The organism is Rhodoferax sp. (assembly GCF_030653815.1).
In the GTDB taxonomy this organism is placed as follows: domain Bacteria; phylum Pseudomonadota; class Gammaproteobacteria; order Burkholderiales; family Burkholderiaceae_C; genus Rhodoferax.
On sequence record NZ_JAURYQ010000036.1, the window covers coordinates 184,756 to 203,254 of the forward strand.

Genomic DNA, 18,499 nt, shown 5'->3' on the forward strand with positions numbered 1-18,499 from the left:
GTGTCGCAGTTGTCGCAGTTGTCGCAGTCAAAAAACACACTACCCGAACCCAACACCCCGCCAGATACCCCGAAGAATCAACCATCATAAACCCACAAAAATGGCGCAAAACATGCCAAAAGCTGCCCCAAAACCATGCAATTACCCCGGCTGTGGGGTGCTGGTGCGTGACGGTTCTAGCCGATGCAGCAAACACCAACGCGAAGCCTGGGCAAAGCCCACGACAGCGACCAAGCGGGTCACGGGCAGGCGGCTGCAAACCATGCGGGCCGCCTTGTTTTCAAGCAATCCCCTTTGTGTCGAATGTGAACGACTGGGGCGGGTCACGCTGGCCACACAACGCGACCATATCAGACCACTGGCAGAGGGTGGCACCGATGACGATAGCAACGTGCAAGGGCTTTGCCATGCCTGCCATGAAGCAAAGAGCTTGGCTGAATCAAAGCGAGGCAGGCAGCGGGCGCAGTGGGGTGCACAGTGACCCCTAGCCCCCACTGGAAACCGACCGCTTCCTACAATTTTTACGCCCGCAAGTTTTAGATTTTTATTTTTTTGTAGGGGTGAGGGGGGGGTCAAAAGTCTGGCACTCACACACTGGAAACCGACCGCTTCCTACTTTTTTTGCGTGCGCAAGTTTTGGGGGGGTGGGGTACCCCGACCCGATCCGATGCGATGCCCGGCACCGTCACCACCTCGACCAAGTGCGAAGCCTCAAACCGTTGGAGCTGGTGAACCTGCCCGCCTGGCGTGCCGGTGGCCAGCGTCAGCACCACGACCGCCCGGCGTGAGCCGGTGCCAAGGCCCGGCACCTCGACCAAGTGCCAAGCCCTGAGCGTTGGAGCTGGTGCCTGGCTTGAGCCGGTGGCCAGCGTCAGCACCTCGACCACCTGGCGCGATCCAGTGCCAAGGCCCGGCACCATCATGACCTCGACCAGGTGCGAACCCTCAGACCGTTGGAGCTGGTGAACCTGCCCGCCTGGCGTGCCGGTGCCTGGCGTGAGCCGGTGGCCAGCGTCAGCACCATGACCACCCGGCGCGATCCGGTGACAGGCCCGGCACCGTCACCACGTCGACCAGGTGCGAAGCCTGGGCCGCCCTGATCTGGCCACTTGTACCCCCATTCACCCCGGTTCATACCCCCAAAAGTGGGGGTACATTGCCTGCTGATTTGAAGCCCTTGCCATTGGTGAAACGGGTATCTTAAAAAATATACCCCCAAATTCAAAAAATCTACCCCCAGATGTACCCCCCGATATTGCTGGCACGTGGCATACTTACGCGAACGCTACTGAACGACGAAACGCGGTTTCCCTAGGTAAAATGAAAAAAGCCGGACGGTAAAAAACCAATCCGGCTTCAAATGTGGTCTCGCCAACAGGAATCGAACCTGTATTTCACGCTTAGGAGGCATGCGCACTATCCGTTGTGCTATGGCGAGAAAGCGTGATTTTAGGTGCATCCCATCAAGCGATGGCGGCTGCGCTACTTTCGTTACTTTGACAGCGAATCGCGGATCTGCCGCAACAACACAATGTCCTCCGGCGTTGCGGCTGGTGGTGCGGGTGGCGCTGGAGGCTCTGCTTTCTTCATGCGGTTGATCTGGCGGATCATCATGAAAATGATGAATGCCAGGATCATGAAGTTCACCGCCACGGTGATGAAGTTGCCATACGCGAACAGCGGCACGCCGGCCTTCGTCAGCGCCTCATAAGTCATCGGCCCGGTGTAGGTGGCGGGCGGGGTGGACAGCAGCACAAAGTAGTTGGAGAAATCGAGACCGCCCACGGCTCTGCCGACCAGCGGCATGATGAGGTCCTTGACCATGGAGTCGACTATTTTGCCAAATGCGGCACCAATGATGACACCGACCGCAAGGTCAACTACATTGCCTTTCAAGGCAAACTCTTTGAACTCGGATGTGATGCTCATAGCAACCTTTCGCTAAGTGATGGGGCCACGAATTGCGGTATGACTTTTCTCAAATGAAAGCATACACCAGAACCCACGGGTGCAATCCTCGCTGCGACTCAGTCGTAACGCAGGGTCCAGATCAAATCGATGGCGCTTTGTTCACCGGTCCGGGCGCGCAGCGTCAACCGGCGTGACAGGTCGTAAAAAATGGTGAAGACCCCCATGGTGCCCGCCAGGCCGCTTTCATAGGCCACGTAAAAATCCTTGCTGAGGCGTTTGCCGATGGTGACCGTGGCCCCGCTGGCAGTGTTGCCGCCGTTGCTGCCGCTAAAGCTCAGTTCATCCAGTCCCAGCGCCTGCGTCAGGCTGGCGCTGGGCCCGCGGCCGCTGCCCCCCAGCAAAGCCAGCGCTGCTTGCTGCAGCAAGGCGGCTTCGCCTCCGCTGCCACTGGCCGAACGCCCCAGCACCAGCCAGGCCAGTTTTTCAGCCTCGGGCAAGTCGGGCTCGGCGTAGAGTCGCACGATGGGCGACAGCGCCGTGCCACTCACTTGCACGCCGACCCGCTGGCTGAGTTGGGGTCGAATCGCCAGAATATCGAGCATCGGGTTGTCGGCCGAACCGACAAAATGCACAAGGCCTTGTTCAATGTCCAGCCGCTGGCCGTAAGCCCGGTAGGTGCCACGCATGGTACGCACGGTGCCGGTCAGGTTGGGCCGCTCGCGGTCGACGGCGTGCAGCGACAACTTGCCCGCCAGGCGGGTGTCCAGGCCGCGGCCACGCACCTGAAAATCCCGTCCCAGGTCAATCTCGATCAACAGGTCCGTGACCAGCCGGGGCGCGCTTGCGTTGCGGGTGGCCAGGGTGTTTTTGGCCGGCGTGGTGGTTGCGCTTTGCGTAGCTGCAGGCCGACGTACCAGCACGTCATCGCCCAGTTGCGGCGCACTGTCGTCGGGCAGCGTGATCAGCGCCTGGTCGACGGCCAGATTGCCGCGCAGGCTCAGTCGGGCGTCCCTGAGTTGTGCGGCCACCTTGCCCGACACCACCACGCGCCGATCGGAGCGGTTGCTCAGTCGCAGGGCCTTGGCCTGGACGTCGAGCGACATCGACAAGCGCGATAAAAAATCGGTCTCGGAGCCTGCGGGCAGCCAGAATACCGACCCGGTCACAGCCACTTGGCCGCCGCTACCGGCGGACGTGGCGGCGCCTTGCAAGCTGAATTCCTTGATATCCATCTGCTGCCCATGCAGCCGGGCGTTGAGCCGGCCCTGGCTGAAGTCGATGCCGTCCACCACCGAGCGCACGGCCAGGTCACGCGCCTGAATCTGGCCGTCCCACAGCGGGGCTGCCAACGTGCCGGTCAGGGTGATGTCGGCATCCATGGTGCCACGCAGTCGCCAGCCCGGCGGCGCCAGCACCGACCACGCATCCACCGGCGGCAGCTGGATTTTCAGGCTGCCGCCAATCGGCACTTGCTGGTCCAGGTTCCAGCCATGACCCATTGGCTGAAGCTGGGTACTGAATGCCATCAGCGCCTTGCCAGCTCGCAAACTGTCCCAGCGCAGGCTGCTGGACAGGTAGCCGGCGTCCAGGTTGAGCTCGAGTCGGGCCTCGCGCATGTCGGCGGGCAAGGCTGTCTGGCGGCTGTCGTCGACGCGCAGGCGCAGGTCGCCGGAACTGCGCTCCAGCATGGCGCTCAGGTGCACGGCGTCGGTGTGTTTGGCGTCCCAACGGCCGGCCAGGATCAGGTCGCTGCTCAAGCCCAGGTCGGCCATGGTCTTGCCACTCAGGGCATCGAGCCAGGCCAGCGGCAACTGGCTTATCTGACCCTGACTGTGCCACTGGGCTTTCGGTTGGGTCTGCTTTGCGGTCCGGGCCAGCGCTTGCGACCAACGCGCCGCCTGCCAGTTCATGCGGGCCTCTCCGGCATAGGGGCCGGTAAGGCGGGCGCTGCCGGCGGACAGTGTCAGGGTGTTTTCCAGTCGGCTGGCCAGCCAATCAAGCACGACCGCCTGGCCCTTGTCGGTGTCGGCCTGCAGAGTCCAGGAGCCGGGTTGCTTGTTGTCTTGCGTCACGAGCTTGAGCTGACCCACGCTGCCTTGCCAGTGGCCGGCCGTCAGCCGGCCCGCCTTGGCCTGCGCTTGCCAGCTCAGCTGTTGCACGCCGATGTCGGCACGACCCTGGGTGCGCAAGTTCAGGGCGGGCAGGGTACCCGCCAGGTCAAGCTCCAACCCCTGCAGCTGCCCCGCGCCGGACGCAGCGCCCGGGGTGGAGGGGTTGCTGCGCCAAGACAATTGGGGTGCCCGCAGACGGGCATCGATTTGCAGGCCGCGGCCCTGCTGCTGCCAGCCACCCTGCCAGGAGCCGTCGAGCTGGGCCGCGCCGCGCAGGGTGAGGCCTTGCAACGCGTCGTCCACCACAGCCCAGCGCTTGAGCCATTGGCTGGTCAGGCTGACATCGGTGACCTTGACGGCCAAGGTGCCCTGGCCGGCCTGGCTCGCCAGATGGCCGTCCACGCTGCCCTGCAAGCCGGGCAGTTTGAAAGCCAGTTTGCCTTGCGCAGCCTGGGTGTTCAGGTGGTAGGCCAGATTGCCTTCCAGGTGCGCGTCCTGCGCGTCGATGCTCAGGGCGCCCAAGGTCAACTGCGGTGATGCCCAGAGGCCTTGAGCTTGCAGACCTTGCAGGCGCAGGGTGTCCAGGCTGGTCGGCGCTGGCCTGGCTTTGCCCTGCGCCGGCGCTGCCGCCAGCTGGGCCTCAAAGGCGATGCCTGCGGGGCTTTGCCTTGCTTGCAGCTTGCCGCTCAGGGCGCTGCTGGCCAGGCGGGTGTCGATGGCACCGGGGTTGATCTGGTGCAGGCGGGCGTCGCCCTGCCACAGCCCGTCTGTCAAGTCGCCTGAGCCGGTCACGTTGCCGCCAGCTGCTTTGGCTTGCAGTGATTGCAAGGTCCATTGCGCCTGGTCGTAGCGCAGATCGGCCTGCAAGCTGTTGAGCGGCAGGCGCTGCTGGTTCCACGGGCCGGGTCGGGCGTTGGCCAGCGTGAGCCGGCCCTGCCAGGCCTGGCCGTCCGGTGTCACGCTGGCGTCACCGCTGAGTTGGGTTCTCGGTGCTTGGGGCCACAGCGCGGCCAGATTCAGGCCTCGCCATTGGGCCTGGCCCCGGACGATGGGCTGGACATGCCAGGGGGCAAGCTGGGCCGACACCTCGGCTTGCATCACCTCGGACGGCTTGGGCTGCACTGTCGCGCCCGCCGTGGCGACCGGTTTCAGACTGGCGTGCAGGGCCAGCACGGCATCAGGTCCGACCAGTTGCCCCATGAGTTGGGCCGTGGCCGCCACCGTCAAGGGCTGTTGGCTGGAGGGCAGGGTGGTCTGCACCAGGCCCTGCGCTTGCAGTGCCAGCGCCATGGGCGCCATGGCCTGCAGCTGGCCGCTGAGCTGGTAAGACCCGGACGCGACCCGGCCGCGGCCCTGTTCCAGCGCGTGGGCCTGACCGTCATAGTGGTAGATGCCACTGAGCTCGGTGGCTTGCAGTGTGGTGGCGCCGGTCCAGCTGAGGCTGGCCACCTTGAACGGCACCTCCAGTGTGATCGGCAGGCGCAAGTCGGTCGGCGGCGTGAGCGGCGGGGTGTCGGCACGGTTGCGTTGGTCCACGATGCTGAGGGACGCCACGCTCAGCTCGCCCAATCGCACCTGTTTGTTGAACAGGGGGGCCAGCGTCCAGGCCACGCCAATGTCTTGCGCTTCCACCGTCAGGTCCCCCTGCTGCCAGCGCAACCAGCCAATGTGTCCGCCGGCACGCAGCGAGCCTCGCACGTCTTTGGCCTCCAGCGTTTGCCCGGCCGGTAAAAAACGCTGCAGCCGCGTCAGCAGGGTCGCCAGCGAGCTGTCACTGGCGCTCCACAGCCACAGCGCGGCGGTCAGCGCCAAGACACCGATCAGCGTGGCGGCCAGCAGTTTCAGGCCCAGGCGCATGGCACGCATCAGAAAGTAAAACCCAGGTTCATGTGCAAACGCAAGCGCCGCGCGTCAACACCGTAAGCCAGGTCAAGCTGCAGTGGTCCGACCGGGCTGTTCCAGCGCGCACCCACGCCCACGCCGACCTTGGCCTTGAGCTCGGAGGGCTTGTTGGCCACGGCGCCGGCATCGATGAACACCGTGCTTTCCCAGTCACTGGGTCGGCCATTGATGCGGACCGGGCGTTGCCACTCCACGCTGCCGGTGCTCAGGTAGCGTCCGGCCGTGGTGCTGCCGTCGGCCAGCGTGACGCCGATGTCGTTCAAGCCATAGCCGCGCACGCTGTTGTCGCCGCCGGCCAAAAACAACTGGGTGCTGGGCAGGCTGGCGCTGTCCTTGGCGATGACGGCGCCCGCCGAGGCGCGCATGGCCAGGCGGCTGGAGCCAGCCCGGCTGCCGTCACCCTGACCCAGCCCCAGAAAGCCCTGCCAGCGGGTCAGTAGCCGGGTGTAGGCCTGGCGCTCGGGGCCCAGTGTGGTGCCGCCACCCAGCTCGGCGCCCCAACCCCAGCCCGCAGAGGGGAAGGGCAGGCTGTCGTAATAGCGTACGGCAAAAGCGTAATTGGCGCTGATGGACTGGGCGATGACCGGCTGGGTGGTGTCGGTGTCGACCGATTCGGCACGGTCGTACTGCACATACAGGTTGCGGTCGATGCGCTCATGGCTTTGCTTGCGGCCAGCGCGCAATTGCTGGCTGCTGACATCCAGCGTGCCCAGTCGCTGGTTTTGCAGCAGCCCGGAGACTGCCCAGCGCCAGTTGGACGGATCAGGGGGCGAGGTCAGCTCGCTGCCAATGGCGTGGGTTTCACGGTCCAGCAGCAGCTTGCTCACGGCGCGCCAGCCGATGCCGGGCACCTTGTGATGGGTGTGCTCGGCCGACAAGCGCGGCCCGCTGTCGGTGCTGGCGCCAACGCCCAACACCAGTTTTTGCAGTCGGGCTTCGCGCAGTTTCAGTTGCACCGTGGCCGTCGTCGGGTCGGCCTGGGTGTCCAGCGTGATGAAGGCCGAGTCAAAGTAGCCGCTGTCGGTCAGGCGCTGCTGGGCCGCCACCAGGTCGGCCTGGCTGTAGGGGCTGCCCGGGTTCAGCCGCGCCAGGCGTTGCACCAGGGCCCGGTCGTAGCGCTGCAAGCCATCCACTTCCAGTTCGCCCAGGCGGTAGGCCGAGCCTGAGTCCAGGGTGAGCTGCAAGTGCGCCTCTGCGGTGTTCGGGTCAATGTCGGCCAGCGAAGCGCTGATGCGTCCGGTTGGAAAGCGCAGTGTGGTGAGCTGGCGCAGCGCCTGCTGTTTGGCGCCATCCCAGGCATTCTGGGTGAAGCGGTTGCCAGCGGGCAGCGACCAGCTGGCCTGAATCTGCGCGCGCTGGGCTGCAGCCAGCGCGTCGTCGGCGATGGCACCGGTGAATTGAATCGTCACCTGTTGGATGCGCGTCGCCTCGCCGGGTGTGACCGTGAGGGTCACCAGCGCCGGGCCGCCCAGCGCCGGCTGGTGCGCCAGGGTGATCACTGGCGAAAAATAGCCCAGCGTGCCCACCAGCTGGCGCGCGTCCTCCCCGGCCTGGCGCAGCAGTCGTTCCAGTTCGTCGTCGCTCAGGTCGGTGAGCTCACGGTAGCGCTGCAGTTCCAGGTGGCGTGTCAGCAGGTCCTTGACGTCATCGGGGGCCTGGATGTTGAGCTCAAAAGCGGCCCGCACCAACGGGCTGCCGGTGCCATGGGGTGTTGCCTCTTCAGCCGTCGCCCAAGGCAGGGCCAGAAGCAGCAGTACGGCCAGCAAAAAATGCTTCATTTGCTCAGCAGCCGCATGGTGTCTTCCAGGCCCTTGAGGGTGAGCGGGAACATGCGCTGGCTCATGAGTTGCTGCACCAGGCTGATGCTCTGGCGGTATTGCCAGACGCCTTGCGGTTCGGGGTTGATCCAGGCAAAGCGCGGGAAGGCACTGGTCAGGCGCCCCAGCCATTCGACGCCGGCTTCTTCGTTGTTGTATTCGACGCTGCCGCCGGGCTGCAAAATCTCGTAGGGGCTCATGGTGGCGTCGCCAATGAAGATCAGCTTGTAGTCCTTGTTGTACTTGCGGATGATGTCCCAGGTGGCAAATTTTTCGGCATAACGGCGCCGGTTGTTTTTCCACATGAAGTCGTAGACGCAATTGTGAAAATAATAAAACTCGAGGTGCTTGAACTCCGACTTGGCCGCGGAAAACATTTCTTCGACCCGGGCAATGTGCTCGTCCATGGTGCCGCCCACATCCATCAGCAGCAGCACCTTGACGTTGTTGTGGCGCTCGGGCACCATTTTGATGTCAAGGTAGCCGGCATTGGCCGCCGTGGCGCGGATGGTGTCGGGCAGGTCGAGCTCTTCGACATGGCCCTCGCGGGCAAACTTGCGCAGGCGGCGCAACGCCACCTTGATGTTGCGTGTACCCAGCTCTTGCGTATCGTCATAGTCCTTGTAGGCGCGCTGTTCCCACACCTTGACGGCACTTTTGTTTTTGCCAGGGCCGCCAATGCGGATGCCCTGTGGGTTGTAGCCACCATGGCCAAACGGGCTGGTGCCGCCGGTGCCGATCCATTTGGAGCCGCCCTCATGGCGCTCTTTTTGCTCTTCCAGGCGTTTCCTGAGTGTTTCCATGAGCTCGTCCCAGCCCATCTTTTCGATGGCCGCTTTTTCTTCGGGGCTCAGGTATTTTTCCAGGGTTTGGCGCAGCCAGTCCAGCGGAATATCCTGGGTGAAGTCGGTCACCACCTCGATCCCCTTGAAATAAGCGGCAAAGGCGCGATCGAACTTGTCGTAATGCTTTTCGTCCTTCACCAGCGTGGCGCGGCTCAGGTAATAGAAGTCGTCTAATTTGTAGCCATTGGACTCGCTGGATGCGTCGTCGGTTTGCGGGGTTTTGGGCCCGACCACGCCAAGTTTGAGCGCTTCGAGCAGGGTGAGGAACTCCTTGACCGAGACCGGCAGTTTGGCGGCGCGCAGTGTGTAAAAAAAGTCGATCAACATGACATCAGGGCATGGGGCTCAGAGCCAATTTTCGATCATCAGCTCCTGAACACGCTGAAATTCACCAACGTTGTTGGTGACCAGTGTCATGTTCTTGGCCAAGGCATGGGCGGCAATCCACAGGTCGTTGTTGCCAATGGGCGTCCCTGCGGCTTCCAGTTGCGCTCGGGTGCGGCCATAGTGCGGCGCGGCTTCGGCAGGCAGGGGCAAGACGGAGATGGCGGTGAACACGGCGCTGAGGCGCTGTGCCAATTCGGTGGCGCGTCGCGAAGGGGGGAGCTTGCTCAGGCCATAACGCAACTCACCCGCGCTGATGATGGAAATGGCCAAAGTGTCTGGGCTGCTGTCGAGTATGCGCTGGCTCAAGGTTGCGGACGCATCACGCAGAAAGTAACTGACGATGTTGGTGTCAAGCAGGTAGGTCATTTGGACGGAGCCGCGTCAGAGGCCAGAAGGGTAGTCCAGTCGCGCCCTTGCGGTGAGGCATCGGTTATTTGGGCTTCAACCCCGGCCCACGCTTGTGCCGCCTCAAGGCTCAAGGGTGGCAGGCCTCTCAGAATGTCCCGCACCGTGGCCTTTTTTTCCCGCAAGATGATTTCGTCGCCCCTGCGTTCAATGAAAACCCGTTTGGAATGCAATTGAAATTCCTTGGGCAAGCGCACGGCCTGGCTGTTGCCTGACATGAAGACGGCGGCTGTGGTGGTGGTCATGGTGCGCTCCTGGAATGGCAATATACAAATTGTATATTGTGATGAATTTTTGTGCACTATGCGATCGGCTTGTTCAACGGGGCATGTTCAGCCGGTACAGCAATTGCGCCCGGGCTTCGGGCCATTCACCGCTGCGCATGCTGTACATCACAGTGTCGCGAATGGTGCCGTCGCGTCGCAGCGCATGGCCGCGAATGACACCGTCCTTTTTGGCCCCCAAGCGCTCGATGGCAGTTTGCGACGCAAAGTTGAAGTTGTCGGTGCGCCAGCCCACCACATGGCAGCCCAGCACTTCAAACGCATGGGTCATCATGAGCAGTTTGCAGGTGCTGTTGACATGGCTGCGCTGCACGCTTTTGGCATACCAGGTGTAGCCAATTTCCACCCGCTTGACCGCCGGCAGGATGTCGTGAAAACTGCTGCTGCCCAGCACCTTGCCCGTCGAGGTGTCAAGCACGGCAAAGGCAAAACGGCTGCCGGCCTCACGCATGGCGAGTGCGTCTTCGATGTACTTGCGCGTGTTCTCGGGTTCCGGCACTGAAGTGACGCGAATGTTCCAGAGTTCACCATCGGCGGCGGCCTGGCGCAGGCCGTCTTCGTGCCCCAGCGTTAACGGGGTCAGCATGACGCCGTTTTTGTCAAGGGTGACTGGTTCGACAAAAGCCATCAGTTTCTCCAAAATTCACAAACCGAAAACCTGTACGCCGTGGTGAACAGAACCCGCGGGGCAGGCCCTCTGGGCAACTTCCTCATACTGGGGTACCAGAAATCGTCAGTCACCCAGAGGGCCCACCCCGCTGGACGTTTTGCCTGCGCCAATTTTGTGCCTCGAACGACATGGCCACAAGGATCAACGGTTTCGGCTCTGCATGAACACCAATTTTTCAAACAGGCTCACATCCTGCTCGTTCTTGAGCAGGGCACCGACCAGCGGTGGCACGGTCACCTTGTCATCCTGGGTTTGCAACGCCGACAGTGGAATGTCCTGCGCCAGCAGCAGCTTGAGCCAGTCGAGCAGTTCGCTGGTGGAAGGCTTCTTTTTGAGGCCCGGCAGGTTGCGCACGTCAAAAAACGTCTTCATGGCGGCACTCAGCAACTCGGCCTTGAGGCCGGGAAAGTGCACGTCCACGATCTGTTTCATGGTGGTGGCGTCGGGGAACTTGATGTAATGGAAAAAACAGCGCCGCAAAAACGCATCGGGCAGCTCTTTTTCGTTGTTGGAGGTGATGAAGACCAGCGGCCGGTGCTTGGCCCGGACCAGTTCCCGTGTTTCATAGCAATAGAACTCCATGCGGTCGATTTCGCGCAACAGGTCGTTGGGAAACTCGATGTCGGCCTTGTCGATCTCGTCGATCAGCAGCGCCACTGGTTGTTCGGCGGTAAAGGCTTGCCACAGCACGCCCTTGACGATGTAGTTGTGGATGTTCCTGACCCGCTCACCACCATCCACGTCGGCCAGTTGCGAGTCACGCAGGCGGCTCACCGCGTCGTACTCGTACAAGCCTTGCTGCGCCTTGGTGGTCGACTTGATGTGCCACTGCAGCAGCGGCAAATTGAGCGCCGTGGCCACCTCTTCGGCCAGCATGGTTTTGCCGGTGCCGGGCTCGCCCTTGACCAGCAGCGGGCGTTGCAGGGTGATGGCGGCGTTGACCGACAGCATCAGGTCCTCGGTGGCGATGTAGCTTTGGGTGCCTTGGAATTTCATGGTGTTTGGGCGGGAATGGGTGGCTGAACGGGCTTGGCAGGTGCCAAATGATGGTGTTTCAGGGAGAAATACCGGGTTTACGCCATATCTCGGTGCTTACCTGGCTTTCTATAATTCGTTTGATATTTATCAATTCAACAAATGCCTCTTACGGATTTTCTTAGCAAATGAAAAAATTTCTGTTGACAGCATCGGCCCTGGTTTTAAGCTGTGCCGGTACCTTGAGCGCGAACGCCCAGGACATCAAGGGCGACGCGACAGCGGGTGCTCAAAAAAACGCACTGTGTGTCGGCTGCCATGGCATTCAAGGCTACCACATCGGATTTCCCGAGGTGCACAAGGTCCCCAAAATTTCAGGTCAGGGCGCAGGCTACATTCGCGCCGCGCTGAACGCCTACAAGAGCGGGGAACGCAAGCATCCGTCCATGCGCACCCTTGCGGCCAGTCTGAACGACCAGGACATCGCCGACCTGGCCGCTTACTACGAGTCCAGCGGCAGCGGTGTCAACGTGCCGGCCACCGCGGCTGAAGGTTCTGTCAAGGCAGCTGAATTGATGGCCAAGGGCGGCTGCACCTCCTGCCATGGCGCCAACCTGAGCAAGCCGATTGACCCGTCCTACCCCAAAATTGCCGGTCAGCATGCCGATTACCTGTACGTGGCCCTGCGCTCTTACAAGATCAACGAGAAACCCATGATCGGCCGCAGTCATCCGGTCATGGCCGGCATTGCCAAGCAGTTCTCCGACAAGGAGATGAAGGTGCTGGCCGACTACGTGGCCGGCTTGCCCAGCGAAATCCAGACGCTGCAGCGCAGCCGCGTCAAGTAAACCTGACCGTTCCGCCCGGGCCTCAGTCCCGGGTGGCGTGGCGCTGCACACAAGCCACGTAAGCGTTGCTATCGGGCGCCTGGCCGTTGCGCTGGCTGTCCCAAATCATTTGCCCCAGACACTCCATGGCAGCATGGTGCGCGTCGTGCAGCGAGTCGCGTCGGTGTGTCAGCAATTCAACGGCTTGCCGGATGCCGCGCGGCTGGTCAATGCTGCACTGCTCGGTGATGGACAAGTGCATCGACAAGTGCAAAAAACAATCGCTGGACTTGTCGTCAGGCTGCTCCAGGGCAGCCATCGCCAACGCGACGCTGGCCAGTTCGGCGTGGTACTCGGGGTGCTCGTCAATCCACAGGCTGGCGATGGTCTCGATCGCTTCCATGGCCTGACCCGATTGGGCCTTGGCATAGACAGCACAAAAAAATTGACGAACGTCGGCTTTGGATGGATTGAACATGATGACTGTCGGGGTCAGGGAATAAAAAAACCGGATTGTCGCGCCAACCCAGGGACTGGCCGGGGCGACCCTAAGTTTGGCCTAAGTTTTCCCTAAGCCCGGGCTAAGTCTGCCCCGCTACAGTCACGGTCAGTTGGCTTCAGGCCAACACGATAAAGAAATTAACCGTTGTAACTTTAGGATTCACCATGAAATCAAGCATCACTGCTCTCTGCCTCGCTGCCGGTCTGTTCGCCACGGGCCTGACCTTTGCCGCAGCGCCTGCTGCCTCGGCAGCCGCACCGGCAACGCCCGCCGTCAAGGCCACCCCCGCGACACCTGCAACAGCTGCAACGCCAGCCGTCAAGGCAACACCTGCAACTCCAGCAGTCGCAGCGACCCCGGCAGCACCCGCAGCCAAGACAGACGCAGTGACCACACCTGCCAAGAAGGAAGTCAAAAAGCACGCTGACAAGAAGCCAGCCAAAAAAGCTTCTGCTGCCAAGTAAACCCTGAACGGGGCCGGAGCCGGCTCCTGTCAAGGAAAAGGGCTGCGCAATGGGCGTGGCCCTTTTTGCATTGGGGCCGTGATAAGCTGACCGGCATTTCAGAAACAGGTGTTGACGATGCGTGTGTTGCTGGTGGAAGACGATCCCCTGATCGGCGAGGCCGTCCGTGTGGGACTTGCCCGATTGGGCATGACCGTCGATTGGGTGCGTGACGGTGAACTCGGCTTGCAATGTGCCCGTACCGAACCCTTTGACGCCATGGTGCTTGATCTCGGCCTGCCCAAGCGTGATGGCATGCAGGTGCTGCGGGATTTGCGTGCAGAGGCTTACAAACAGCCGATTTTGGTGGTGACGGCGCGCGATGCGCTGGCTGACCGCGTGGCGGGCCTGGACGCGGGCGCCGATGATTACCTCCTCAAACCGTTCGAAATGGAAGAGCTTGCAGCACGCCTGCGCTCCACCGTGCGCAGTCGGTCTGGCGGCGCTGATCCGGTGCTGCGCAGCGGCACCATCGCCTTGCATCCGGATACCAAGATGGTGACCCGCGACGGTGTCGCGGTGGGGCTGTCGGCGCGGGAATTTGCCTTGCTGGAGTTGCTGATGCGCCGCCCGGGTGTCCCGATGTCACGGGCCCGACTGGAGGAGCGCCTGTTGGGCTGGGGTGAAGAGGTGGCCAGCAATGCGCTCGAGGTGAATATTTTCAACCTGCGACGCAAACTGGGTGCGGCGTGCATCCTCAACATTCGCGGTGTGGGCTATTTTGTGGCCAGGGACGACTAGCCATGGTTTCGCTGGAGTCGCGTCTCAAGAGTCGCCTGCTGCTGGGCGTGTTGCTGGTCGGTATCGTGCTGGCCATTGCGGTGCGCACCCAGGTCAACCGGCAACAACGCGAATTGCTCGACTACCAGCTTGAGCAGGTGGCGCGTGCCATGCTGTTGAGCGATTTGCAGGACCTGCAGGCCTGGGACGACGACCCGGCGCTGCACCTGGACATGCAGATCTGGGACCGCTTTGGCAACCGGCTTTACCGCTCCAGTACACAGATCGAACTCGGGTCCGACACCAGCCCGGGTTTCTCCGTGTTGCCCAGCGGTCCGCAGGCGGATGCAGTGACGCTCAGGGTGTTCACGCTGAGGGGCGACGAGCGCACCATCCAGGTCATGCATTCGCGGGAGTTGCGCCGGGCACTCACGCGCGATGCCGAGCTTCAGGTGCTGGTGCCCACGCTGATTGCCATGCTCATTGTGGCGGTGCTGGTGGGGACCGCCATCAGAAAGGGGCTCGAACCCATCCGTGAACTCGACGAGGAGCTCAGCCACCGCGATGCCGCCTCGCTCGAACCCATCAGCCTGGCGCATGCGCCCGCCGAACTGGCCCGGGTGGTGCGCACGCTGAACCGCTTGTTGCAGCAGCTCGATGCCAGCATGCAAGCCCACAAGCGTTTTATTGCCAACGCCGCGCACGAGTTGCGCACGCCCATCACGGCCTTGCGTCTGGAGGTGGACAACCTGGCCCACGGGCAGGACCCGGCCCAGGTCAGGGAGGCGGCCAGTCGACTGAAAATGGGTGTGCACCGGGCGCAGCAGCTGTTGCAGCAAATGCTGACGCTGGCGCGCCTGGAAGGCCACATTCACCCGCAAGCCTGGACTGCCGTGGACCTGGATCGCCTGGCGCAGGAGTCCATGATGAATTTGTCGACGCTGGGCAGTCAGCGCGGCATCGAGTTTGCTTTTGAGTCCAGCGGTTCGACCGTGGTTCAGGGCGATCCCAATGACTTGCGCTTGTTGCTTGACAACCTGCTGGGCAATGCACTGAAGTTTTCACCAGAGAATGCCCCGGTGGATCTGAGCATTCATCAGCATCAAGACGCGGTCGTCCTGCTGTTGCGTGACCGTGGTCCGGGTATTGCGCAGGCCTTGCGTGAGCGGGTATTCTTGCCATTCGTGCGGACCAACCCGGCCATCGAAGGCTCGGGCCTGGGCCTGACCATTGCGCAGGAGGTGGTGCTGAACCATGGCGCCAGCTTGCTGCTGGAGGATCCGCCCGAGGGCCCCGGCTTGCAAGTGCGGCTGAGTTTTCCACTCGCCCATGCGGCGCAGCCAGAGAAACCAACGAACCCGGTGTGAGCCGGCTGAGAGCCGACTCAAGGGCCCTTGACTGAGGCCGGCAGTCGCTCAGTCGACTTGCCAGGCGGGTAATTGCCAGTTGCGCCACATGGCCAAGCCGCGCAAGCCAGCCGTGACCGCGACACAGGCAACCAAGGCCAGCCACCCCGCAGCGCCCAGGGTCCACAAGCCCACGTAAACCCAGCCGCCGGCAAAGGCACAAACGGCATAGGGGCGGTGGTCGCTGAAAGCGGTTGGAATCTCGTTGCAGACGATGTCGCGCAGCACACCGCCAAAGACCCCGGTGATCAGGCCCATCAACACCGCCACCAGCGCCGGCAGGCCACTTTGCAAAGCCTGGTGCACACCCGTGGCGGTGAACAGGCCCAGCCCCAGCGCATCGGGCCACTCGATGGCCTTGCGCGTCAGCTCAAAATGGTGGCGGCGCATGAACAGCATGGCCAGGGCACACAGGGCCAGCACGCCCCACAGCATCTCGACGTGGCGCACCCAGAAAAACGGCCGCGCATCAAGCAGCAAGTCGCGCAGCGTGCCACCCCCGAAGGCGGCCAAAAAACCCACCACGCACACCCCCACGGCGTCCAGTCGCTTTTGGGCGGCTTCCAAAACCCCCGACAATGCAAACGCCGCCGTGCCAGCCAGTTCAATCAGAAGCCGCAGGGTTTCACCCCACTGTTGAATGTTGTTGATGTTGGCGCTGTTCATTCCCGAATTGTCCCATCATGTTCCTGCCTCAAAGTTTTCCGTTCATCACCGACCCGTTTTTTTATGCCGTCACCGTCCCCGCCGTGCTCCTGCTGGGGGTCAGCAAAAGCGGCTTTGGCGCGGGCTTTGGCTCGCTGGCAGTGCCGATGATGGCGCTGGCGGTGAGCGTACCGCAGGCGGCAGCCATTCTGATGCCGGTGCTGCTGTTGATGGACGTGCTGGGCATGGCCGCGTTTCGCAAAGACTTTGACCTGAAACTGCTCAAGTTTTTGATCCCGTGTGGCCTGGTCGGCATCGTGGTGGGCGCCTTGTTGTTCAAGCTGCTCGATGCCCGCTTGGTGGCCGGCATCGTCGGCGCCTTCACGCTGCTGTTTCTGGCGCAGCGCCTGCTGTTTCCGCCCAAGGCCGACAGCCCGCCGCCACCGCGCTGGCTGGGCGCCCTGTTGACGGCGGTGTCTGGTTTTACCAGCTTCATTGCACACGCGGGCGGCCCGCCGGTGAATGCCTACATGATCCCGCTGCGCCTGTCGCCGATCCGCTTCACCGCGACCATGGCCTTCTTCTTTTTTGTCATCAACCTGGCCAAGTGGATTCCCTACGCCTGGCTGGGCCTGCTGGACTGGCGCAATTTTGCGACCTCGGTGGTGCTGCTGCCGCTGGCACCCATCGGTGTCTGGGCAGGGGTGAAACTGGCGCGGCGCATCAGCCAGGTGCTGTTTTACCGATTCTTGTATGTCGGCATGTTCCTGACCGGCGTCAAGCTGCTGTTTGACGCGGTGCGCTAAAAACATCCCTGACCCGCAAGGTTTCAGACATCCAGGTTGTCGATCAGCCGGGTGCTGCCGATGCGAGCCGCGCCCAGCACCACCAGGCCATGCAGGTTTGCCAAAGCCGCTATTTCGGCCTCGCCGGGTACCTGCAAGTCAGCGCTGCGCCGCACCGCCAGATAGTCGGGCTGCCAGCCGTGCGCCGACAGGCTGTCCATGGCTTCCTGCTCCAGGGCCAGGAGGTCGGTGCGGCCAGCGCGCAGCGCCTGCGCCATGCTGTTGAGGGTTTTTGACAGGCGCACCGCTTCCAGCCGGTCCGCCGGCTTGAGGTAATTGTTGCGTGAGGACAGCGCCAGCCCGTCGGCGGCGCGCAGGGTGGTGCCGCCAATGACCTCGATCGGCAGGGCAAACTGGCGCACCATGCGGTTGATGACCATGAGTTGCTGGTAATCTTTTTTGCCGAACAGCGCCACCCTGGGTTGTACGCAGGCAAACAGCTTCATCACCACGGTGCAGACACCGACAAAAAACCCAGGCCTGAAATGGCCTTCAAGGATGTTGGCGATCTCGGAGGGCGGCTGGATGGTGAAGCCCTGCGGTTCCGGGTACAGCTCTTTTTCACTGGGCGCAAACACCACATCACAGCCGGCCGCTTCCAGCGCCTCGCAATCGGCCTCCCAGGTGCGCGGGTAGGTGTCAAAGTCTTCGTGCGGCAAAAACTGCAGGCGATTCACAAAAATGCTGACCACCACCAGGTCGCCCAGCGGCTTGGCCTGGCGCACCAGCGCCAGATGGCCGTCGTGCAGGTTGCCCATGGTGGGCACAAAAGCGGGGTGTTTGAAGTTGGCCAAATGCGTGCGCAGTTCGGCGATGGTGCGAAGAATGATCATTTTTAAATCTACCAGGCGTGCAGCGCGTTGTCTGGAAAGCTGCCGTTTTTGACGGCAGCCACATAGGCCTCCATGGCTTCCTTGATGCCGTGCTGGCCTTGCACACCAGGCAGGTCGGCCATGAAATTGCGGACAAACTTGGGCATCTTGCCCAGGTTCAGGCCCAGCATGTCGTGCAGCACCAGCACCTGCCCCGAGGTGCCGTTGCCAGCGCCAATGCCGATGGTGGGGCAGTGCGTCAGCTCGGCGGTGAGTTCGCTTGATAGTGCCGCCGGCACCATTTCGAGCACCAGCAGGGAGGCGCCCGCATCCTGCAGTTCGTGCGCGTGGCGCTTCAGGATGGCGGCTGATTCCACCGTTTTGCCCTGCACCCGGTAACCGCCCAGAGCATGCACGGTTTGCGGCGTCAGACCCAGATGGGCGCAGACCGGAATGCCGCGTTCCACCAGGAAACGCACGGTGTCTGCCGTCCAGCCACCACCCTCGAGCTTGACCATGTGGGCGCCGGCCTGCATCAGCACGGCGGCGCTGCGCAGCGCCTGCTCCTTGGACTCCAGATAAGTGCCAAAGGGCAGGTCGCCAATGATCCAGGCGGTGCCTTGCACCCGGCGCACCCCGCGCGTGACGCTTTCAACGTGGTAGCGCATGGTTTCCAGCGACACGCCCACGGTGCTGCTCAAGCCCTGGCACACCATGCCGAGCGAGTCACCGACCAGAATGCACTCGACGCCGGCAGCGTCGGCCACGGCGGCAAAGGTGGCGTCGTAGGCGGTGAGCATGGTGATCTTTTCACCGCGCGCGTGCATTTCCACCAGCCGCGGCAGGCTGACCGGTTTGCGCAGGGCCGGGTTGCTGGCGGGCGGCAGGGTGCCGTAAGGCGAGGCGTTTTGTGTGGCAGGTTGACTCATTTG

20 protein-coding genes and 1 tRNA gene are annotated in these 18,499 nt (G+C 62.5%); 7 read left to right on the forward strand and 14 right to left on the reverse strand.

Annotation, left to right across the window (positions count from 1 at the left end; genetic code table 11):
* Positions 1-262 precede the first annotated feature (262 nt).
* Positions 263-481 carry an HNH endonuclease gene (locus Q7U49_RS12535; RefSeq protein WP_304764752.1) on the forward strand — a complete coding sequence of 73 codons (219 nt, stop codon included), beginning with the start codon at positions 263-265 and terminating at the stop codon, positions 479-481.
* 106 nt (positions 482-587) lie between these two features.
* Here the strand turns inward: Q7U49_RS12535 and Q7U49_RS12540 are convergent, their stop codons facing one another.
* Entirely contained in the window at positions 588-923 is a 336-nt protein-coding gene (locus Q7U49_RS12540; RefSeq protein ID WP_304764599.1) for a hypothetical protein, read from the reverse strand.
* Positions 924-935: 12 nt separating this feature from the next.
* On the opposite strand from Q7U49_RS12540, the gene Q7U49_RS12545 reads away from it, so the two are divergent.
* Positions 936-1,100 (forward strand): hypothetical protein, encoded by a 165-nt coding sequence (locus Q7U49_RS12545; protein WP_304764600.1) that lies wholly within the window; start codon positions 936-938, stop codon positions 1,098-1,100.
* Positions 1,101-1,363: 263 nt separating this feature from the next.
* Here Q7U49_RS12545 and Q7U49_RS12550 read toward each other — a convergent pair.
* The 9 genes from Q7U49_RS12550 to Q7U49_RS12590 form a co-directional block, all read right to left on the reverse strand.
* Positions 1,364-1,438 (reverse strand) — tRNA-Arg (locus Q7U49_RS12550).
* A 53-nt stretch (positions 1,439-1,491) separates the two neighbouring features.
* Positions 1,492-1,929, reverse strand: a complete 438-nt coding sequence (gene mscL, locus Q7U49_RS12555) for a large conductance mechanosensitive channel protein MscL (protein WP_304764601.1) — start codon at positions 1,927-1,929, stop codon at positions 1,492-1,494.
* 98 nt (positions 1,930-2,027) lie between these two features.
* Entirely contained in the window at positions 2,028-5,888 is a 3,861-nt protein-coding gene (locus tag Q7U49_RS12560; protein ID WP_304764602.1) for a translocation/assembly module TamB domain-containing protein, read from the reverse strand.
* Positions 5,888-7,702 (reverse strand): autotransporter assembly complex family protein, encoded by a 1,815-nt coding sequence (locus Q7U49_RS12565; RefSeq protein ID WP_304764603.1) that lies wholly within the window; start codon positions 7,700-7,702, stop codon positions 5,888-5,890. The genes Q7U49_RS12560 and Q7U49_RS12565 overlap by 1 nt, the downstream gene beginning before the upstream one ends.
* Positions 7,699-8,913: a VWA domain-containing protein gene (locus Q7U49_RS12570; RefSeq protein WP_304764604.1), complete on the reverse strand. Its 1,215-nt coding sequence runs from the start codon at positions 8,911-8,913 to the stop codon at positions 7,699-7,701. The genes Q7U49_RS12565 and Q7U49_RS12570 overlap by 4 nt, the downstream gene beginning before the upstream one ends.
* An 18-nt stretch (positions 8,914-8,931) precedes the next feature.
* Positions 8,932-9,339 carry a type II toxin-antitoxin system VapC family toxin gene (locus Q7U49_RS12575; RefSeq protein ID WP_304764605.1) on the reverse strand — a complete coding sequence of 136 codons (408 nt, stop codon included), beginning with the start codon at positions 9,337-9,339 and terminating at the stop codon, positions 8,932-8,934.
* Positions 9,336-9,623 (reverse strand): antitoxin, encoded by a 288-nt coding sequence (locus Q7U49_RS12580; protein ID WP_304764606.1) that lies wholly within the window; start codon positions 9,621-9,623, stop codon positions 9,336-9,338. The genes Q7U49_RS12575 and Q7U49_RS12580 overlap by 4 nt, the downstream gene beginning before the upstream one ends.
* 73 nt (positions 9,624-9,696) lie before the next feature.
* Complete coding sequence (locus tag Q7U49_RS12585; RefSeq protein WP_304764607.1) at positions 9,697-10,290, reverse strand: GNAT family N-acetyltransferase; 594 nt, start codon at positions 10,288-10,290, stop codon at positions 9,697-9,699.
* A 183-nt stretch (positions 10,291-10,473) separates the two neighbouring features.
* Entirely contained in the window at positions 10,474-11,328 is an 855-nt protein-coding gene (locus Q7U49_RS12590) for a MoxR family ATPase (protein WP_304764608.1), read from the reverse strand.
* Positions 11,329-11,495: 167 nt separating this feature from the next.
* Between Q7U49_RS12590 and Q7U49_RS12595 the strand changes: the two genes are divergently transcribed.
* Positions 11,496-12,155, forward strand: a complete 660-nt coding sequence (locus tag Q7U49_RS12595; RefSeq protein ID WP_304764609.1) for a cytochrome c — start codon at positions 11,496-11,498, stop codon at positions 12,153-12,155.
* 22 nt (positions 12,156-12,177) lie between these two features.
* Here the strand turns inward: Q7U49_RS12595 and Q7U49_RS12600 are convergent, their stop codons facing one another.
* Positions 12,178-12,612, reverse strand: a complete 435-nt coding sequence (locus tag Q7U49_RS12600; RefSeq protein ID WP_304764610.1) for a DUF1841 family protein — start codon at positions 12,610-12,612, stop codon at positions 12,178-12,180.
* A gap of 188 nt (positions 12,613-12,800) precedes the next feature.
* Between Q7U49_RS12600 and Q7U49_RS12605 the strand changes: the two genes are divergently transcribed.
* The 3 genes from Q7U49_RS12605 (at position 12,801) to Q7U49_RS12615 (ending at position 15,226) form a co-directional block, all read left to right on the forward strand.
* The gene (locus Q7U49_RS12605) at positions 12,801-13,100 is read left to right on the forward strand and encodes a hypothetical protein (RefSeq protein ID WP_304764611.1); all 300 of its coding nucleotides are present in this window, start codon (positions 12,801-12,803) and stop codon (positions 13,098-13,100) included.
* A gap of 117 nt (positions 13,101-13,217) precedes the next feature.
* Complete coding sequence (locus tag Q7U49_RS12610; RefSeq protein ID WP_304764612.1) at positions 13,218-13,880, forward strand: response regulator; 663 nt, start codon at positions 13,218-13,220, stop codon at positions 13,878-13,880.
* A 2-nt stretch (positions 13,881-13,882) separates the two neighbouring features.
* The gene (locus Q7U49_RS12615) at positions 13,883-15,226 is read left to right on the forward strand and encodes a HAMP domain-containing sensor histidine kinase (RefSeq protein WP_304764613.1); all 1,344 of its coding nucleotides are present in this window, start codon (positions 13,883-13,885) and stop codon (positions 15,224-15,226) included.
* 48 nt (positions 15,227-15,274) lie between these two features.
* Here the strand turns inward: Q7U49_RS12615 and Q7U49_RS12620 are convergent, their stop codons facing one another.
* Complete coding sequence (locus tag Q7U49_RS12620) at positions 15,275-15,931, reverse strand: trimeric intracellular cation channel family protein (RefSeq protein WP_304764614.1); 657 nt, start codon at positions 15,929-15,931, stop codon at positions 15,275-15,277.
* A gap of 17 nt (positions 15,932-15,948) precedes the next feature.
* On the opposite strand from Q7U49_RS12620, the gene Q7U49_RS12625 reads away from it, so the two are divergent.
* Entirely contained in the window at positions 15,949-16,716 is a 768-nt protein-coding gene (locus Q7U49_RS12625; RefSeq protein WP_304764615.1) for a sulfite exporter TauE/SafE family protein, read from the forward strand.
* A gap of 23 nt (positions 16,717-16,739) precedes the next feature.
* On the opposite strand, the gene panC is transcribed toward Q7U49_RS12625, so the two are convergent.
* Positions 16,740-17,588: a pantoate--beta-alanine ligase gene (gene panC / locus Q7U49_RS12630; RefSeq protein ID WP_304764616.1), complete on the reverse strand. Its 849-nt coding sequence runs from the start codon at positions 17,586-17,588 to the stop codon at positions 16,740-16,742.
* Positions 17,589-17,596: 8 nt separating this feature from the next.
* Complete coding sequence (gene panB, locus Q7U49_RS12635; RefSeq protein ID WP_304764617.1) at positions 17,597-18,496, reverse strand: 3-methyl-2-oxobutanoate hydroxymethyltransferase; 900 nt, start codon at positions 18,494-18,496, stop codon at positions 17,597-17,599.
* Positions 18,497-18,499 lie beyond the last annotated feature (3 nt).

What these genes read in the sequence shown, in the direction of transcription:
- Q7U49_RS12590 (WP_304764608.1), bottom strand. Translation starts at nt 11,328, where the DNA reads ATGAAATTCCAAGGCACCCAAAGCTACATCGCCACCGAGGACCTGATG.
- Q7U49_RS12535 (WP_304764752.1), top strand. Translation starts at nt 263, where the DNA reads ATGCGGGCCGCCTTGTTTTCAAGCAATCCCCTTTGTGTCGAATGTGAA.
- Q7U49_RS12570 (WP_304764604.1), bottom strand. Translation starts at nt 8,913, where the DNA reads ATGTTGATCGACTTTTTTTACACACTGCGCGCCGCCAAACTGCCGGTC.
- Q7U49_RS12605 (WP_304764611.1), top strand. Translation starts at nt 12,801, where the DNA reads ATGAAATCAAGCATCACTGCTCTCTGCCTCGCTGCCGGTCTGTTCGCC.
- panC (WP_304764616.1), bottom strand. Translation starts at nt 17,588, where the DNA reads ATGATCATTCTTCGCACCATCGCCGAACTGCGCACGCATTTGGCCAAC.
- Q7U49_RS12600 (WP_304764610.1), bottom strand. Translation starts at nt 12,612, where the DNA reads ATGTTCAATCCATCCAAAGCCGACGTTCGTCAATTTTTTTGTGCTGTC.
- Q7U49_RS12615 (WP_304764613.1), top strand. Translation starts at nt 13,883, where the DNA reads ATGGTTTCGCTGGAGTCGCGTCTCAAGAGTCGCCTGCTGCTGGGCGTG.
- Q7U49_RS12625 (WP_304764615.1), top strand. Translation starts at nt 15,949, where the DNA reads ATGTTCCTGCCTCAAAGTTTTCCGTTCATCACCGACCCGTTTTTTTAT.
- Q7U49_RS12580 (WP_304764606.1), bottom strand. Translation starts at nt 9,623, where the DNA reads ATGACCACCACCACAGCCGCCGTCTTCATGTCAGGCAACAGCCAGGCC.
- mscL (WP_304764601.1), bottom strand. Translation starts at nt 1,929, where the DNA reads ATGAGCATCACATCCGAGTTCAAAGAGTTTGCCTTGAAAGGCAATGTA.
- Q7U49_RS12620 (WP_304764614.1), bottom strand. Translation starts at nt 15,931, where the DNA reads ATGAACAGCGCCAACATCAACAACATTCAACAGTGGGGTGAAACCCTG.
- Q7U49_RS12610 (WP_304764612.1), top strand. Translation starts at nt 13,218, where the DNA reads ATGCGTGTGTTGCTGGTGGAAGACGATCCCCTGATCGGCGAGGCCGTC.
- Q7U49_RS12540 (WP_304764599.1), bottom strand. Translation starts at nt 923, where the DNA reads ATGATGGTGCCGGGCCTTGGCACTGGATCGCGCCAGGTGGTCGAGGTG.
- Q7U49_RS12565 (WP_304764603.1), bottom strand. Translation starts at nt 7,702, where the DNA reads ATGAAGCATTTTTTGCTGGCCGTACTGCTGCTTCTGGCCCTGCCTTGG.
- Q7U49_RS12575 (WP_304764605.1), bottom strand. Translation starts at nt 9,339, where the DNA reads ATGACCTACCTGCTTGACACCAACATCGTCAGTTACTTTCTGCGTGAT.
- panB (WP_304764617.1), bottom strand. Translation starts at nt 18,496, where the DNA reads ATGAGTCAACCTGCCACACAAAACGCCTCGCCTTACGGCACCCTGCCG.
- Q7U49_RS12585 (WP_304764607.1), bottom strand. Translation starts at nt 10,290, where the DNA reads ATGGCTTTTGTCGAACCAGTCACCCTTGACAAAAACGGCGTCATGCTG.
- Q7U49_RS12595 (WP_304764609.1), top strand. Translation starts at nt 11,496, where the DNA reads ATGAAAAAATTTCTGTTGACAGCATCGGCCCTGGTTTTAAGCTGTGCC.
- Q7U49_RS12560 (WP_304764602.1), bottom strand. Translation starts at nt 5,888, where the DNA reads ATGCGTGCCATGCGCCTGGGCCTGAAACTGCTGGCCGCCACGCTGATC.